The 14,285-nt window shown below is 61.9% G+C and carries 11 protein-coding genes and 1 tRNA gene; 3 read left to right on the plus strand and 9 right to left on the minus strand.

Annotation, left to right across the window (positions count from 1 at the left end; translation table 11 throughout):
• Positions 1–84: 84 nt before the first annotated feature.
• From HB860_RS10185 to tadA, 9 genes are all read right to left on the minus strand, one after another.
• A complete protein-coding gene (locus HB860_RS10185; protein WP_247626560.1) occupies positions 85–1,485 on the minus strand; it encodes a basic amino acid/polyamine antiporter in 1,401 nt (466 codons plus the stop codon).
• Between the two features lie 9 nt (positions 1,486–1,494).
• A complete protein-coding gene (locus HB860_RS10190; protein ID WP_247626561.1) occupies positions 1,495–2,397 on the minus strand; it encodes a homocysteine S-methyltransferase family protein in 903 nt (300 codons plus the stop codon).
• A 273-nt stretch (positions 2,398–2,670) separates the two neighbouring features.
• Entirely contained in the window at positions 2,671–3,213 is a 543-nt protein-coding gene (locus tag HB860_RS10195; protein WP_247626562.1) for a hypothetical protein, read from the minus strand.
• Positions 3,214–3,232: 19 nt separating this feature from the next.
• On the minus strand, positions 3,233–4,552 hold the full coding sequence (locus HB860_RS10200; RefSeq protein ID WP_139437003.1) for a hemolysin family protein: 1,320 nt from the start codon (positions 4,550–4,552) through the stop codon (positions 3,233–3,235).
• A gap of 192 nt (positions 4,553–4,744) precedes the next feature.
• A complete protein-coding gene (gene phoU / locus HB860_RS10205) occupies positions 4,745–5,455 on the minus strand; it encodes a phosphate signaling complex protein PhoU (RefSeq protein ID WP_025327511.1) in 711 nt (236 codons plus the stop codon).
• Positions 5,456–5,647: 192 nt separating this feature from the next.
• Positions 5,648–6,466 (minus strand): phosphate ABC transporter ATP-binding protein PstB, encoded by an 819-nt coding sequence (gene pstB / locus HB860_RS10210; protein WP_005328825.1) that lies wholly within the window; start codon positions 6,464–6,466, stop codon positions 5,648–5,650.
• Positions 6,467–6,571: 105 nt separating this feature from the next.
• Complete coding sequence (gene pstA / locus HB860_RS10215; protein ID WP_247626563.1) at positions 6,572–8,221, minus strand: phosphate ABC transporter permease PstA; 1,650 nt, start codon at positions 8,219–8,221, stop codon at positions 6,572–6,574.
• A 50-nt stretch (positions 8,222–8,271) separates the two neighbouring features.
• Positions 8,272–10,509: an ABC transporter permease subunit gene (locus HB860_RS10220; RefSeq protein WP_139437000.1), complete on the minus strand. Its 2,238-nt coding sequence runs from the start codon at positions 10,507–10,509 to the stop codon at positions 8,272–8,274.
• A gap of 201 nt (positions 10,510–10,710) precedes the next feature.
• The gene (gene tadA / locus HB860_RS10225) at positions 10,711–11,220 is read right to left on the minus strand and encodes a tRNA adenosine(34) deaminase TadA (protein WP_282101199.1); all 510 of its coding nucleotides are present in this window, start codon (positions 11,218–11,220) and stop codon (positions 10,711–10,713) included.
• A gap of 269 nt (positions 11,221–11,489) precedes the next feature.
• Here tadA and HB860_RS10230 point away from each other — a divergent pair.
• The 3 genes from HB860_RS10230 to aceB all read left to right on the plus strand — a co-directional run bounded on the left by HB860_RS10230 (position 11,490) and on the right by aceB (position 14,277).
• Positions 11,490–11,566 (plus strand) — tRNA-Pro (locus HB860_RS10230).
• 258 nt (positions 11,567–11,824) lie between these two features.
• Positions 11,825–11,965: a hypothetical protein gene (locus tag HB860_RS10235; protein ID WP_163153711.1), complete on the plus strand. Its 141-nt coding sequence runs from the start codon at positions 11,825–11,827 to the stop codon at positions 11,963–11,965.
• Positions 11,966–12,669: 704 nt separating this feature from the next.
• Positions 12,670–14,277 (plus strand): malate synthase A, encoded by a 1,608-nt coding sequence (gene aceB / locus HB860_RS10240; protein WP_247626564.1) that lies wholly within the window; start codon positions 12,670–12,672, stop codon positions 14,275–14,277.
• Positions 14,278–14,285 lie beyond the last annotated feature (8 nt).

The raw sequence follows: 14,285 nt of genomic DNA on the forward strand, positions 1-14,285 counted from the left end.
CCTTGCCGCAGCTAAAACAAGTCCGCGTCGCAGACAAAAAGAGAGCGCCCCTGGGCGCTCTCTTGCATTTGATCGTCAGGTCGCTCAGACGTGGGCAAAGGACCAGATAGCGGGCACCAGGCTCACCAGGGTTATCCCGGCCAGCAGCCGCTCGCGCCCGCTGAGCCGCTGATCCGCCCCGAGCTGACGGCGGCTGTAGAGAAACAGCAGCAGACCCGGCCCGTAGAGCAGCAAGGAGAGCAGCAGGTACTCCATCCCGGCGGCGTAGAGCAGCCAGAGACCGTAACCGCTCGACACCAGGGCCACAGCCCGCACCAGGCCATTGCCCTCTCCACTCAAGGAGAGCTTGAGCAGGAACAGGCCGATCAGCAGGTAGGGCACCAGTATCATGGAGGTGGAGATGAGCAGCAGATTGGTGTACCCCTTGCCGAGCAGCCACACCAGCAGCAGGCAGCCCTGCACCGTCAGGCTGGTGAGCCAGAGCGACGCTATGGGGGTGCCGTTGCGGTTCTGACGCCGGAAGATGGCCGGGAAGGCGCCGTGACGCGCCGCGCTGAACGGCACCTCGGCCGAGAACAGGGTCCAGCTCACGTAGGAGGCGAGCACCGAGACGATGAGACCGGCGCTGATGAGCACCTTGCCCCAGGATCCTGTCATCTGGGCCATCAGTCCCGCCATGGAGGGGTTGGGCAGGGCCGCGAGCTCGGGGCGACTCAGGATCCCCAGCGCCAGCACAGAGATGAGCACATAGAGCAGCAGCGCCAGCACCACGCCCAGCACTGTGGCCGTGCCCACGTCCCGCCTGTTTCTGGCCCGGGCCGAGAGCACCGCCGCCCCCTCGATGCCGGTGAAGACCCAGAGGGTGATCAGCATGGTGTTGCGCACCTGCTCGGAGACCGGCACCGCCAGGGTGCTGCCCTGCTGATCCGCCGCGAAGGTGACAGGATCGAACCAGTAGCAGGCGAACAGGATGAACAGCAGCAGCGGCAGGCTCTTGGCCAGGGTCGCCACCAGGTTGAACAGGGCCGCCTGCTGCACGCCGCGGGCCACCAGCAGGTGCACAGCCCAGAGGATGCAGGACTCGCCGATGAAGGCCGCCAGGGTGTTGCCGTCACCAAACCAGATCTGTTCCGGGGTATCGACGAAGCTGCCCAGCGCCGCGAAGGCGATCACCAGATAGCCCACCACGCCGATGGTGGCACAGAGCCAATAGCCCCAGGCGGAGAAGAAGCCCACCAGATCGCCAAAGCCGGCGCGGGCATAGCTGTAGATGCCGCCGTCGAGATCGGGTCTCAGCCGCGACAGATAGAGGAAGCTCGCGGCGAGCGCCAGAATGCCCACCCCGGTCACGCCCCAGCCGATCAGCACGGCGCGGGCCCCGGCCACCTCGGCCATGTTCTGGGGCAGGCTGAAGATCCCCGCCCCCACCATGGAGCTGAACACCAGGGCGGTGAGGGACCAGAGCCCTATCTTGCTCTCTTTCATGGGCTCTCCTTAACGCAGCCGGCTGGCCAGCGCCTCAATGTGTTCCGGGCCTATGCCGCAGCAGCCGCCAATGAGGTTTGCCCCAGCCGCGCGCCAGCGCTCGGCCCAGCCGAGGTAATCCAGCGGCCCCAGATCGGCGCGGATCTCGTCCAGGCCGTCGTTGGCGGTGGCCTCCTTGGGTTGGGGCGGGAAGGCGTTGGCATAGGCGCCGAGGCGAATGTCGCTGCGACCCAGAGTCTGCAAGCCGGCACTAGCCACCTTGAGCGCGGCTTCGATCACCTCGGGCTGGCAGCAGTTGAACAGGATGGCGTCCACCCCGGCCGACGCCAACGCGGTGACGGCATCGGCCACCCGCTCACCGGAGCGCAGGGTCGGCTCGCTGCCCGGCGCCTCGTCCTCCAGGGTGAAGGAGACCCAGAACGGCTTGCCATCGCCTGGCAGCAGAGCCTTGAGGGCCAGCGGCTCGGCAATGAGGCTCATGGTCTCCGCCAGCCAGAGATCCACCCGGGGGGAGAGCGCCCGAACAAGCGGGGTCGCCAGCTCGCTCACCCTGCCCGCGTCGAACAGATCGGCACGGTAGGAGCCAAAGAGCGGTGGCAGGGAACCGGCCACCAGCACGGCGCCCCCCTGGTCGTCGGCCACCTCCCGCGCCAGTTGCCCGGCCAGGGCCGCAAGCCGCTCGCCATCTGCGGCGAAGCGTTCGTCACCGATATGAAACGGCACCAGGGCATAGCTGTTGGTGGTGATGACCCGGGCCCCGCTCGCAACATAGGCCTGATGCACCTCGCGCACCGTCTCTGGCGCCTCCATCAGGGCCAGGGCCGACCACTCCGGCTGGCGAAACGGTGCGCCCCGCCGTGCCAGCTCGCGCCCCATGCCGCCATCCAGTACCCACAAATTCTGTGTATCCATCTCTGTCTCTCTGCGTCTCCCCGTCATGACGGGTGTTTATTGTGTGGAACAACATTAAGCCATCAAAACATCTAGACGGCTATACGTCCTGTGCATCATGGCGCAAAGCAGAGAGAGAGGCAATCGGGAACGAGGAACAAATCCGGACAAGCTCGGGATGATAGCGGCAAAGGAAGGCCCCCCGTCCTCGCCACCCTGGGCCCGGGCCATGGCCCTGAACGACAAGAGGCCACCCCGGGGGTGGCCTCTTGTGAAGCATGGATGGCTGGCGACTCAGCGTCCTGCCAGTACCCGCTTGGTCTGCTTGACCCAGTCGGAGACTCGCCCCTGCTGGGGGAAGCCTTGCCAGATCTGCTCCCACTGGGCGGGACTCAGGGGGCGGCCCAACCTGCGCTGCACCCCGGCATAGAGGTAGTCGTGGGCCGTGGTACGGGCCTGGGCCGAGGTGAGGAACTTGGCCACAGGGTCGGTCAGGCGCACATCCCGCATGCCGAGCAAGGGGTAGTCGCTGTGCACCGCCGCCAGCATGGTCTCACGCATGGCAGATTCTATGTAGCCACGGGCGAACAGGGCGGTCACCGACTCCAGCGACCCCTGATCCGGACCATGGTACTCCTCATCGAACACCGGGCTCGGCTCTGCCACTGCACTCTGCACCACGGCATCGGGGTCCGGCTGCGGCGCTACCACGGCGGCCTTGGGGGCCACGGGCTTGGGAGCGGCGGCGGGTTTGCGGGGTGCGCTCTGGCTGCAGGCCCCCAGCGCCAGGGCTAGAGCCACACAGCTCAACGCACGGGAATAAGACAGCATCTTCATGACTCCTTGGTAACTCCTTTCACGATTCCAGGGCGGGTTTGTCGATCACATTGGGTTCAATGCGGGTGACCAGCAGCTGGTCGATCTTGTAGCTGTCGATGTCGACCACTTCGAACTTGTAGCCCGCGTACTTCACCGAGTCGGTACGCTTGGGGATCTTGCGCAGCATGAACATGATGAAACCGGCAATGGTCTCGTAGTTCTGCGCGTCCGGGAACTCCTCGATGTCGAAGGCCCGCATGACGTCGGAGATGGGGGTGACCCCGTCCACCAGCCAGGAGTTCTCGTCCCGCTGGACGATCTGCTCTTCCACCACGTGGGTGGCCCACTCCCCCATGACGGTGCTCATCAGGTCGTTCATGGTGACAATCCCCACCACCAGGGCGTACTCGTTCATCACCACGGCGAAGTCGCCCCTGTGGTTCTTGAAGTACTCCATCGCCTCGTAGAGGTTCAGGGTGTCGGGAATGATGATGACGCTCTGCACCAGGGAGCCGCTGTTGAGATCGATGCTCTGGCCGCTGATGACGCGGATCAGCAGCTCCTTGGCATCCACGAACCCCTTGATGCTGTCGAGGTTGTGGTCACACACCAGGAACTTGTTGTGGGGGTGCTCGGCTATCTTGGCCTTGATGCTCTCCTCCCCCTCTTGCAGGGTGAAGTAGATGAGGCTTTCGCGGGCCGTCATGGCGGAGGTGACGCCGAGGGACTGCAGCTCGAACACGTTCTCGATGAGCTGGTGCTCCTCGCGCTGGATGACGCCGGCCTCGGCCCCCGCATCCATCACCGCGTAGATGTCGTCCGAGGTGATCTCGTCGTTACGCACCATGGAGACCCGCAGCAGGCGGAACAGGGCGTTGGCCATGCCGTTGAAGAACCACACCAGCGGCATCAGCAGGGTCACGCACAGCAGCATGGGGCGCACCACCACCACCGCAACCCGTTCCGGCATCGTCATGGCGAGGCGCTTGGGCATCAAGTCCGCTATCAGGATGAACATGCCGGTGACGAACACGAAGGAGGCGATCGAGCTTATCTGGGAGAGCCAGGGGCCCTGATAGAAGCCGGAGATAAGCTCCTTGATGGCGGGGTTCAGGGCAGATTCGCCCAGGATGCCGCCCAGGATGGCGACCGTGTTCAGGCCTATCTGCACCACGGTAAAGAAGTTGCCCGGCTGGGCCTGCAGCGCCAGCACTTTTTCGGCATGGCGATTGCCCTCGTCGGCCATCACCTGCAACTTGATCTTGCGGGAGGCGGCGAGAGAGATCTCGGAGAGCGAGAAGAACACACTGCCGGCGACCAGCAGCATCAAAAAGAACAAACTATCGGCAAAACTCATGATTAACCTATTGCGACAGCCGCCTTAGCACAAGACGGCAAACTGGGCCCGGGAAACCGGACCGTGACTCCATCCGGGACTCACACAGGGGCCATATTCTAGCAGAAAAGCGCCCAGTGGGGCGCGTTATCTTAAGCCGTCCCCCAATGCAATAAAAAAGGCGCTCAACGCGCCTTTTTATTCATCGTGGATTCAATGCTTGCCGAGCAGGTCGCTCAGTTCATCCGCCTTGGTGTGGCGCACGTCCTTGCCCTTGACGTAGTAGACGATGTATTCGCAGATGTGCTGGCAGCGATCGCCGACCCGCTCGATGGCCCGGGCCGCCCAGAGCACGTTCAGTACCTGGGGTATGGTGCGGGGATCTTCCATCATGTAGGTCATCAGCTCGCGGATGATGGACTCGTACTCCCGGTCCACCTTGTCATCTTCCTTGTAGACGGCGATGGCCGCCTCCAGATCCATGCGGGCGAAGGCGTCGAGCACGTCGTGCAGCATCTTGATGGTGCGACGGCCCATGTTCTCGAGGGACACCAGCGGCGGCTGCGGCTTGTTGGCGTTGTCGGTCAGCATGCGGGCTATCTTGTCCGCCACGTCGCCGATGCGCTCCAGATCCGTGATGGTCTTGATGATGGCCATCACCAGGCGCAGGTCGGACGCGGTGGGCTGACGCTTGGCGATGATGCGGGTGCACTCCTCGTCGATGGCCACTTCCATGGCGTTGACCTTGTGGTCGTTGGCCACTATCTTGCGCGCCGCATCCAGATCCTGGATGTGGATGGCGGAGATGGCGTCGGTCAGCTGCTGCTCCACCAGACCGCCCATCACCAGCACCTGGTTGCGCACGTTCTCGAGCTCGGCATTGAACTGACCGGAGATGTGTTTATTGAGGTTCATATTGTCCATACAAATAATCCTTGTTGCTCCGAGTATGCCTTAGCCGTTGAACCGACCGGTAATCTGTTTATTGATGCTCATCTTGTTCATACCAATAACCCTTATTGCACCAACCATGCCTTAGCCGTTGAACCGACCGGTAATCTGTTTATTGATGCTCATCTTGTTCATACCAATAACCCCTGTTGCACCAACCATGCCTTAGCCGTAACGACCGGTGATGTAGTCCTCGGTCTTCTTCTTGGCCGGGGTGGTGAAGATGGTGTTGGTGTTCGAGTACTCGATGAGCTCGCCCATGTACATGAAGGCGGTCTGATCCGACACCCGCGCCGCCTGCTGCATGTTGTGGGTCACTATCACCACGGTGAACTGGCTCTTGAGCTCGTTGATCAGCTCCTCGATGGTGAGGGTGGAGATGGGGTCGAGCGCCGAGGTCGGTTCATCGAGCAGCAGCACTTCCGGCTCGATGGCGATGGCACGGGCGATCACCAGACGCTGCTGCTGACCACCTGAGAGGCCGAACGCGTTGTCGTGCAGGCGATCCTTCACCTCTTCCCACAGGGCCGCGCCGCGCAGTGAGCGCTCGGCGGCCTCGTCCAGGGTGCGTCTGTCGTTGATGCCCTGCAGGCGCAGGCCATAGACCACGTTCTCGTAGATGGATTTCGGGAAGGGGTTGGGGCGCTGGAACACCATGCCCACCTGACGGCGCAGGGCGGAGACATCCACGCTCTTGTCGTAGATGTTGTGGCCATGCAGCTGGATCTCCCCCTCGATGCGGCAGATCTCCACCAGATCGTTCATCCGGTTGATGCAGCGCAGCAGCGTCGACTTGCCACAACCGGACGGACCGATAAAGGCCGTCACCTGCCCTTTCGGGATCTTCATGTTGACGTTGAACAGCGCCTGCTTGTTGCCGTAGTACAGGTTGAGATCCTTGACCTCAAGGGCGGTCTGCTCCGGGCTCAGGTTGAGCAGGTCCAGGGCGGTATGCTGGGTCGAAGTCGGTGTTACGTTAATCATCTGTTACCTCAAATCAGTTCAAGGTGGCCGGATACACTCCGGCGACCATCATGCTGTTGATGGCGGCCGCCGGGCCGCGCATCTCTTGTCTCAGGGGTGGCTGGATTAATGCTCCAGCGACCGGAATTTCTCGCGCAGGTGGTTACGAATGCCGATGGCCGTCAGGTTGAGGCCCACGATCACCGTCACCAGCAGGAAGGAGGTGGCGTAGACCAGGGGGCGCGCCGCCTCGACGTTCGGGCTCTGGAAGCCGACGTCATAGATGTGGAAGCCCAGGTGCATGAACTTGCGCTCCACGTGCAGGTACGGGAAGTTGCCATCCATCGGCAGGGTCGGTGCCAGTTTTACCACCCCCACCAGCATCAGCGGTGCCACTTCACCGGCGGCCCGGGCGATCGCCAGGATGAGGCCGGTCATGATGGCCGGGCTCGCCATGGGCAGCACTATGCGCCACAGGGTCTCGGCCTGGGTGGCCCCCAGGGCCAGGGAGCCCTGGCGTATGGTGCTCGGGATCCGCGCCAGCCCCTCTTCGGTGGAGACGATCACCACCGGCAGGGTCAGGATGGCCAGGGTCAGCGCCGACCAGATGACGCCGGGTGAGCCAAAGGTCGGGCTCGGCAGCGCTTCCGGATAGAACAGCTGGTCCAGGGAGCCACCGAGGGTGTAGACGAAGAAGCCCAGACCGAACACGCCGTAGACGATGGAGGGCACACCCGCCAGGTTGATCACCGCGATGCGGATGATCTTGGTCAGGCTGTTCTTGCCCGCGTACTCGTGCAGGTAGACGGCAGCCACCACCCCAAGGGGCGTCACTATGATGGCCATCAGCAACACCATGAAGACGGTGCCGAAGATGGCCGGGAAGACGCCGCCCTCGGTGTTGGCCTCACGGGGATCGTCGGAGACGAACTTGCCAATCTGGTGGAACCAGTGACCCACCTTGGCGGGCAGGCTCATGTCGTTGGGCCAGACCACGTCCAGCACCTTGGACATGGGCATGGTCACCTGCTCGCCACGCATGTCCTTGACCGTGATGGCGTCTCTGTCCGCCTGGGCACGCAGGGAGAAAAGTTCCTTCTCCAGCACCTGATAGCGATCGTTCAGGGCCTGGCGCTGCGCGGCGAGGTCCGCCTTGAGCGCGTCGGTCAGCTCCCCTTCCAGCTCCGCCTTGCGCTCTTTCAGGCGCAGTCGCTCCAGCTGGTAGTTGATGCCGCCGATGTCTCCCTTTTGCAGATCGTTGGCCTGTTCCGACAGGGCGTTGGCACGGGCCAGTACCCGTTGCAGGGCAGGATGCAGATCCTGGGTCAGCTCGCGGCCATCCTCCTTCACCGAGGTGATGTAACCGTAGAAGTTGCCGTTGGTGGCACGCTCCACCATGGCGAGCTCGGCGGGCTGGGTGCGGGACTTGATGTCGGTCTCCAGCACCCAGCGGAAGTCGAGGTCGACGAACTCGCGGTTGCCGGTCTTGACCAGATAACGGGTCAGCAGCTCGCGCTCCTCCCCCTCCAGCGCCTGACCCGCGGCGCGCAGCCGCTCCACAGGTACCAGCTCGCGGTCGTTGATCTCGCCGATCAGCACGCTCTTGTTGCCGCTGGCGTCTTCAAGCTGCCACTCATAGATGGGGTGCGGCCAGAAGTAGACCAGACCACGCCAGCCGATCAGCAACAGCAGACCCAGTACAGCCACCAGACTCAGGCTGACGGCGCCCCCCGTCATCCAGATCCAGGGGGCCCCCGATTTAAACCACTTACCCATTATCGATTCCTTGTTCATATGCAGAGCGCCGCTTTTGATGGAACGGCTCATTACAGAGAGCTGTACTTTTCACGCAACCGCTGACGGATGAACTCGGCCAGGGTGTTGAACATAAAGGTGAATACGAAGAGGACGAAGGCCGCGAGGAAGAGCACCCGGTAGTGGGAGCTGCCCACTTCCGACTCCGGCATTTCCACCGCGATGTTCGCCGCCAGGGTACGCAGCCCCTGGAACATGGAGAAGTCCATGATGGGGGTGTTGCCGGTGGCCATCAGCACTATCATGGTCTCGCCCACGGCGCGGCCCAGGCCCATCATCACCGCCGAGAAGATGCCCGGACTCGCGGTCAGGATCACCACCCGGCTCAGGGTCTGCCAGGGGGTGGCGCCGAGCGCCAGGGAGCCCTGGGTCAGGTGCTTGGGCACCGAGAAGACCGCATCTTCGGCGATGGAGAAGATGGTGGGTATGACGGCGAAGCCCATGGCGATACCGACCACCAGGGAGTTGCGCTGGTCAAACTTGATGCCCATCTCGTGGGTCAGCCAGATGCGCGAATCCCCGTGCATGAAGGCATTCTCGATGAGCGGGCTCAAGGCGAAGGCGCCCCAGCCAATCAGCAGCAGCACAGGAATGAGCAGGATGGCGTGCCAGCCCTCCGGCAGCCAGGAGCGGCCGCGCTCCGGCAGGTAGTTCCACACCAGGGCGGTGAGCAACATGCCCATCGGCAGCAACAGCAGCAGCAGGATCACCCCTGGCAGCGCCCCTTCGATGATGGGGGCCAGCCACAGACCCGCCAGGAAGCCGAGGATGACGGTCGGCAGCGCCGCCATGATCTCCACCGTCGGCTTGACGTATTTGCGCAGACCCGCCGACATGAAGTAGGCGGTGTAGATGGCACCGGCGACGCCGAGCGGCACCGCAAACAGCATGGCGTAGAAGGAGGCCTTGAGGGTCCCGAACACCAGGGGCACCAGGCTCAGCTTGGCTTCGAAGTCGTTGCTGGCAGAGGTGGACTGCCACACATACTGGGGCTCCGGATACCCTTCGTACCACACCTCCTGCCACAGGGCGGACCAAGTCACCTCGGGGTGATCGTTCTCCACCTCGAATACCTTGAAGTCATTCCCCTGCTGGGTCAGCAACAGGTTGTGACGGGGAGAGATGGCCAGGGCCGCCAGGGCGCCCCCTTCTATGGTCTCGCCAAGCAGCTTGGCCTCGCCGGTGGCGTGGAAGAAGTTGATGGTCCCGTCGTTGGCGGCGCTGATGAAGCCCTTGCGGAAATGCTCCGGGGTCAGCAGCGCGACCGGGCCGTCGCCCTTGAAGTCACGGATCTGGGTGAACTGGCGCTTGCCATCTTTTGCCACCTCGAACCACTGGGAGATGACGCCATTGTCATTGCCCACCATCAGGGAGGAGGCGCCGGAGAGCAGGGCAACCTGGGTCACGTCGGCGTTGGGGGCATTGATCTCCATGACGTCGCGCAGGGAGATGTCGCTCAGGTTGTGGATGTCATAGACAGACAGGCGATTGCCTTCACGCACGAACAGGATGCGCAGATTGGGGGTCAGCAGCATCTGATCCACGTGACGAGGCAGGGAAGGAATGGCGTAGTTCTGGCGGCTCCACTCGATCTCGCCGGAGAGGAAGTTCTCCTCACCGCTCATCACCGTCATCACGCCACGGCCATCCTCGGTCACGGCGGCGGTGGCCATCTTGTCCTTGGTCGCCTCGAACACCATGCGGGTCAGCGCCTTGCCCTGGGGATCTATCACCACAGGCTCTTCGCCGAAGGGATATTGCAGGCTGGGCTCGATGACGCGCACGTCATTCGGGTAGGAGACCTTGAACGAGGGCTGCACCACCATGGCCTTGCCATCGGCAAAGCCATAGGCGATGAGCTTCTGGCCCGGCGCGGGAGGGGCGACGGCGGTGACGTCACCGGCCACACTGGCCTGACCCAGCACCTGACCCACCTTGACGCCGCCATCCGCCTTGACGGCGAAGAAGCTGACCTGACCCTGGTCGTTGAAGCGATACCCTATCTCGTTCTGCTCCTCGACGCCGAGCCAGGCCGTCTTGCCCTGCGTCGGCAGGGTAAAGGAGGAGGTCGCCTCCACGCTGGCGCCATTGAAGATGGGTTTCACCACATAGAGCAGGTAGAAGAAGATAAGCAGCAGGGCCACCAGTACCAGGGCTCCCCCTGTGGTGACGCCGTACTTGGCCAATTTATCCTTGATCCGGCGTTTTCTACTGCCCGCCATGACCAGGTTTAACGATTCCGATGACATGCAAGACCTCAATGTGAGCTAGGCTTGGCGGCATTATATGGCGGTTGCATGACAGTTTTGTTACATCGAGAGTCTCTGTGAAGAGGTTATTTCAGGGGGGATACTGACCGGAGAGCGAGGGCAAGCCGAAGTGCCAACCCTCTGTTTTATATGTGGATATGTGAATAAATCCGGGACGGGCAAGACGATGCCCCGCCCGCCTCAGAGGGCCGGGCCACCACTTTGTTTCAGCGCCTCTCTGGCCGCCTTCTTCTCGGCGCGGCGCCGCTTGAAGAAGTCCGACAGCTGGGCCGAGCAGGCCTCTGCCAGCACGCCTCCCGTCAGCTCGACGTTGTGGTTGTGGCGCGGGTCCTGCAAAATGTCGAACACCGAGCCCGCCGCCCCGGTCTTGAGATCGCGGGCCCCGTAGACCACCCGCTTCACCCGGCTGTGGATGAGGGCGCCGGCACACATGCAGCAGGGCTCCAGCGTCACATAGAGGGTGGTGTCGATCAGCCGGTAGTTCTCCAGCGTGATGCCGGCGGCACGGATCGCCATGATCTCCGCATGGGCGCAGGCGTCATGGGCGCTGATGGAGCGGTTCCACCCCTCGCCGACCACCTCGTCCCCCAGCACCAGCACGGCACCGACCGGGATCTCCCCTATCCCTTCCGCCCTGGCCGCCAGGGCCATGGCATGACGCATCCAGCGCTCGTCCTGGGTGATCTGCATCTCGGCTGCGTTCTTCTGTGCTGGCTCCACGGCCGCTCCTCTCATTTATCTGTATTCATCATCAAAGACGGCCCTGTCCGCTCGGCCCGGATCCAGGGCCACCTGCACCGGGCGAGGTGGGCGGCGATTATGCCAAAACTCCTGCCAAGGCCCAAGTTGCATCTTGGTTGAGCAATAAAGAAGCAATCGGCATCTCCCTGATAAAAAAGGAGTTGCACCCTAGAGTTCATCCTATTAGACTCCCTTCCCGTCAGCCGAGCTGACTCCGTCGGTGTGTAGCGCAGCCAGGTAGCGCATCTGCATGGGGTGTAGAGGGTCGGAGGTTCGAATCCTCTCACACCGACCATTTTCCCCGAAAATAGCCCAGTCAAACGACTGGGCTATTTTTTTGCCTTCTTTCTACCCGTCCCCTGCACGTCCTCTTCTTGTCTCACCCCGGTGGCTTGCACAGAGGCTGTGATGGCATGAATTTTATACAGAACCACTTGAAGCTTTCATAAAGTCCCGCTAGGATACGCAACTTTTCCGCCGGCCATCAGACAGGGAGGTGGCATCAGGGTGAGGGAATCACCAACCGGCTTGCAATCCATTGAGGCAAGCACCCATGAACCAAGCAGTCGACACTCAGCCCGATCAGCCCCTTCTCTCCTCACCCCATTCCGATCTCGAATCCACCGACACCGGCCTCGGCGGCACAGTGCATCTCGATGTGATCGATCTCGCCGCGCCGGATGATGACTACTGAGGCGATTCTGGCCCAGCCCCTCTCCAAACCCTGCGGATGAAAGGCCGGTTTTGTTGTCCGGCACCCCGTCCCGACCCGGCTAAAAAGCCGCCAACGAAAATAACCATAAAATGCTGATAAACATCCAGGGACTGGTGTTATTCACTACTCCGTTCCCCGTCATCGCCCTCCCCCCTGCCCCTGCCCCTTGATACAAACCTACGTTATTGCTCGTCATTTCTACCACTCGCCCCCCTATGCCCCCACTTCGCAAGATTTGACCATTTCGTTTTAAACGGCAGTTCACCTGTCAATGACGTCATATACCAGATGCTGACTGTGTTGGTAGCAGGCATTTCATACAGCTGTTTTCGCAAAGCCTGGAGTAAGGTCGGGATTTGTTTTTGCATTGGTAATTTTATTACGTAATTAATTACATTTTTGATGTGCCGCACCCGGCGCTTTCATCCCCCCTGACAGCCTTGCCAGTCGAGAGCATAACCATCTGCGTAGAGCTTTTATGCTAATCACATAACCACTTTAAAAACATTAACTTAAATACCAACCAAAAACACCTGTTTTAAAAATCAAGTTGACGAACCAAGCATTATTTTGCACCTTATGAGTCGTGTTACCCCGCTGTTACGGGGAGTTTAAGAGAAACGGATATAGACGTTAGTCGTAGTTAGTAAGTTCAAAATGTAACTTTCAAAGGAGTGAAACCTATGTCGGCACCGGCCCAGACCATCAGCAGCACCCGTCTGCGCATCCAAGGCGAGATGCTTCCCGATTACGCGCAGATCCTGACGCCGGATGCGGTGGCCCTGGTATCCGAACTGGTGGAACGCTTCGCTCCTCAGCGCAATGAACTGCTGAAACAACGGGTGGCTCGCCAGGCTCGCATCGATGGCGGCGAGTTGCCGGACTTCCTGCCCGAAACCGCCCACATCCGCGAAGGCAGCTGGACAGTGCGCGGCATTCCCGCCGATCTGCAGGACCGCCGTGTGGAGATCACCGGCCCGGTCGAGCGAAAGATGGTGATCAACGCCCTCAACGCCAACGTCAAGGTGTTCATGGCGGACTTCGAGGATTCACTGGCGCCCGCCTGGAACAAGGTGATCGAGGGTCAGATCAACCTGCGCGATGCGGTCAATGGCACCGTCTCCTACACCAGTCCGGAAGGCAAGGCTTACACCCTCAATCCCGATCCCGCCGTGCTTATCTGCCGGGTCCGTGGTCTGCACCTGCCGGAAAAACACGTCACCTTCGATGGCGAGGCCATCCCCGGCGGCCTGTTCGACTTCGCCCTCTACTTCCTGCACAACCACAAGGCGCTGCTGGCCAAGGGCTCGGGCCCCTACTTCTATGTGCCCAAGCTGCAGAGCCACCTGGAAGGTCGCTGGTGGAGCGAGGTGTTCGCCTGGACCGAGGACAAGTTCGGTCTGCCCCGCGGCACCATCAAGGCCACCGTCCTCATCGAGACCCTGCCTGCGGTGTTCGAGATGGACGAGCTGCTCTATCAGATGAAGGATCACATAGTGGCGCTGAACTGCGGCCGCTGGGACTACATCTTCAGCTACATCAAGACCTTGAAGAATCACCCTGACCGTGTCCTGCCGGACCGCCAGGTGGTGACCATGGACAAGCCGTTCCTCTCCGCCTACTCGCGCCTGCTGATCAAGACCTGTCACAAGCGCGGCGCCCTCGCCATGGGCGGCATGGCTGCCTTTATCCCGGCTAAAGATCCTGCGGTGAATGAACAGGTATTTGCCAAGGTGAAGGCTGACAAGGAGCGTGAAGCCAACAACGGCCACGACGGCACCTGGGTCGCCCACCCCGGCCTCGCCGATACCGCCATGGCGGTGTTCAACGCCGCCATCCCGGCTGGCGCCAAGAACCAGATCGGTGTGCTGCGCGAGCAGGATGCCCCCATCACCGCCGCCGATCTGCTGGCCCCCTGCGAGGGGGAGCGCACCGAGACGGGCATGCGCACCAACATCCGGGTCGCCCTGCAATACCTGGAGGCCTGGATCAACGGCAACGGCTGCGTGCCCATCTACGGCCTGATGGAAGACGCCGCCACCGCCGAGATCTCCCGTACCTCCATCTGGCAGTGGATCCGCCACGGCAAGAGCCTCACCAATGGCAAGGTGGTGACCAAGGCGCTGTTCCGCCAGATGCTGGCTGAGGAGCAGGAGGTGGTCAAAGCCGAGGTGGGCGAGGCCCGCTGGCAGGCAGGTCGTTTCGCCGAGGCGAGCGAGCTGATGGAGCAGATCACCTGCGCCGACACCCTGATCGATTTTCTGACGCTGCCCGGTTACGAGCGGCTCTGAATCCGGGC

It is taken from the genome of Aeromonas genomosp. paramedia, from assembly GCF_023093515.1.
Lineage (GTDB): Bacteria > Pseudomonadota > Gammaproteobacteria > Enterobacterales > Aeromonadaceae > Aeromonas.

What these genes read in the sequence shown, in the direction of transcription:
- HB860_RS10185 (WP_247626560.1), bottom strand. Translation starts at nt 1,485, where the DNA reads ATGAAAGAGAGCAAGATAGGGCTCTGGTCCCTCACCGCCCTGGTGTTC.
- HB860_RS10190 (WP_247626561.1), bottom strand. Translation starts at nt 2,397, where the DNA reads ATGGATACACAGAATTTGTGGGTACTGGATGGCGGCATGGGGCGCGAG.
- HB860_RS10195 (WP_247626562.1), bottom strand. Translation starts at nt 3,213, where the DNA reads ATGAAGATGCTGTCTTATTCCCGTGCGTTGAGCTGTGTGGCTCTAGCC.
- HB860_RS10200 (WP_139437003.1), bottom strand. Translation starts at nt 4,552, where the DNA reads ATGAGTTTTGCCGATAGTTTGTTCTTTTTGATGCTGCTGGTCGCCGGC.
- phoU (WP_025327511.1), bottom strand. Translation starts at nt 5,455, where the DNA reads ATGGACAATATGAACCTCAATAAACACATCTCCGGTCAGTTCAATGCC.
- pstB (WP_005328825.1), bottom strand. Translation starts at nt 6,466, where the DNA reads ATGATTAACGTAACACCGACTTCGACCCAGCATACCGCCCTGGACCTG.
- pstA (WP_247626563.1), bottom strand. Translation starts at nt 8,221, where the DNA reads ATGGGTAAGTGGTTTAAATCGGGGGCCCCCTGGATCTGGATGACGGGG.
- HB860_RS10220 (WP_139437000.1), bottom strand. Translation starts at nt 10,509, where the DNA reads ATGTCATCGGAATCGTTAAACCTGGTCATGGCGGGCAGTAGAAAACGC.
- tadA (WP_282101199.1), bottom strand. Translation starts at nt 11,220, where the DNA reads ATGCAGATCACCCAGGACGAGCGCTGGATGCGTCATGCCATGGCCCTG.
- HB860_RS10235 (WP_163153711.1), top strand. Translation starts at nt 11,825, where the DNA reads ATGAACCAAGCAGTCGACACTCAGCCCGATCAGCCCCTTCTCTCCTCA.
- aceB (WP_247626564.1), top strand. Translation starts at nt 12,670, where the DNA reads ATGTCGGCACCGGCCCAGACCATCAGCAGCACCCGTCTGCGCATCCAA.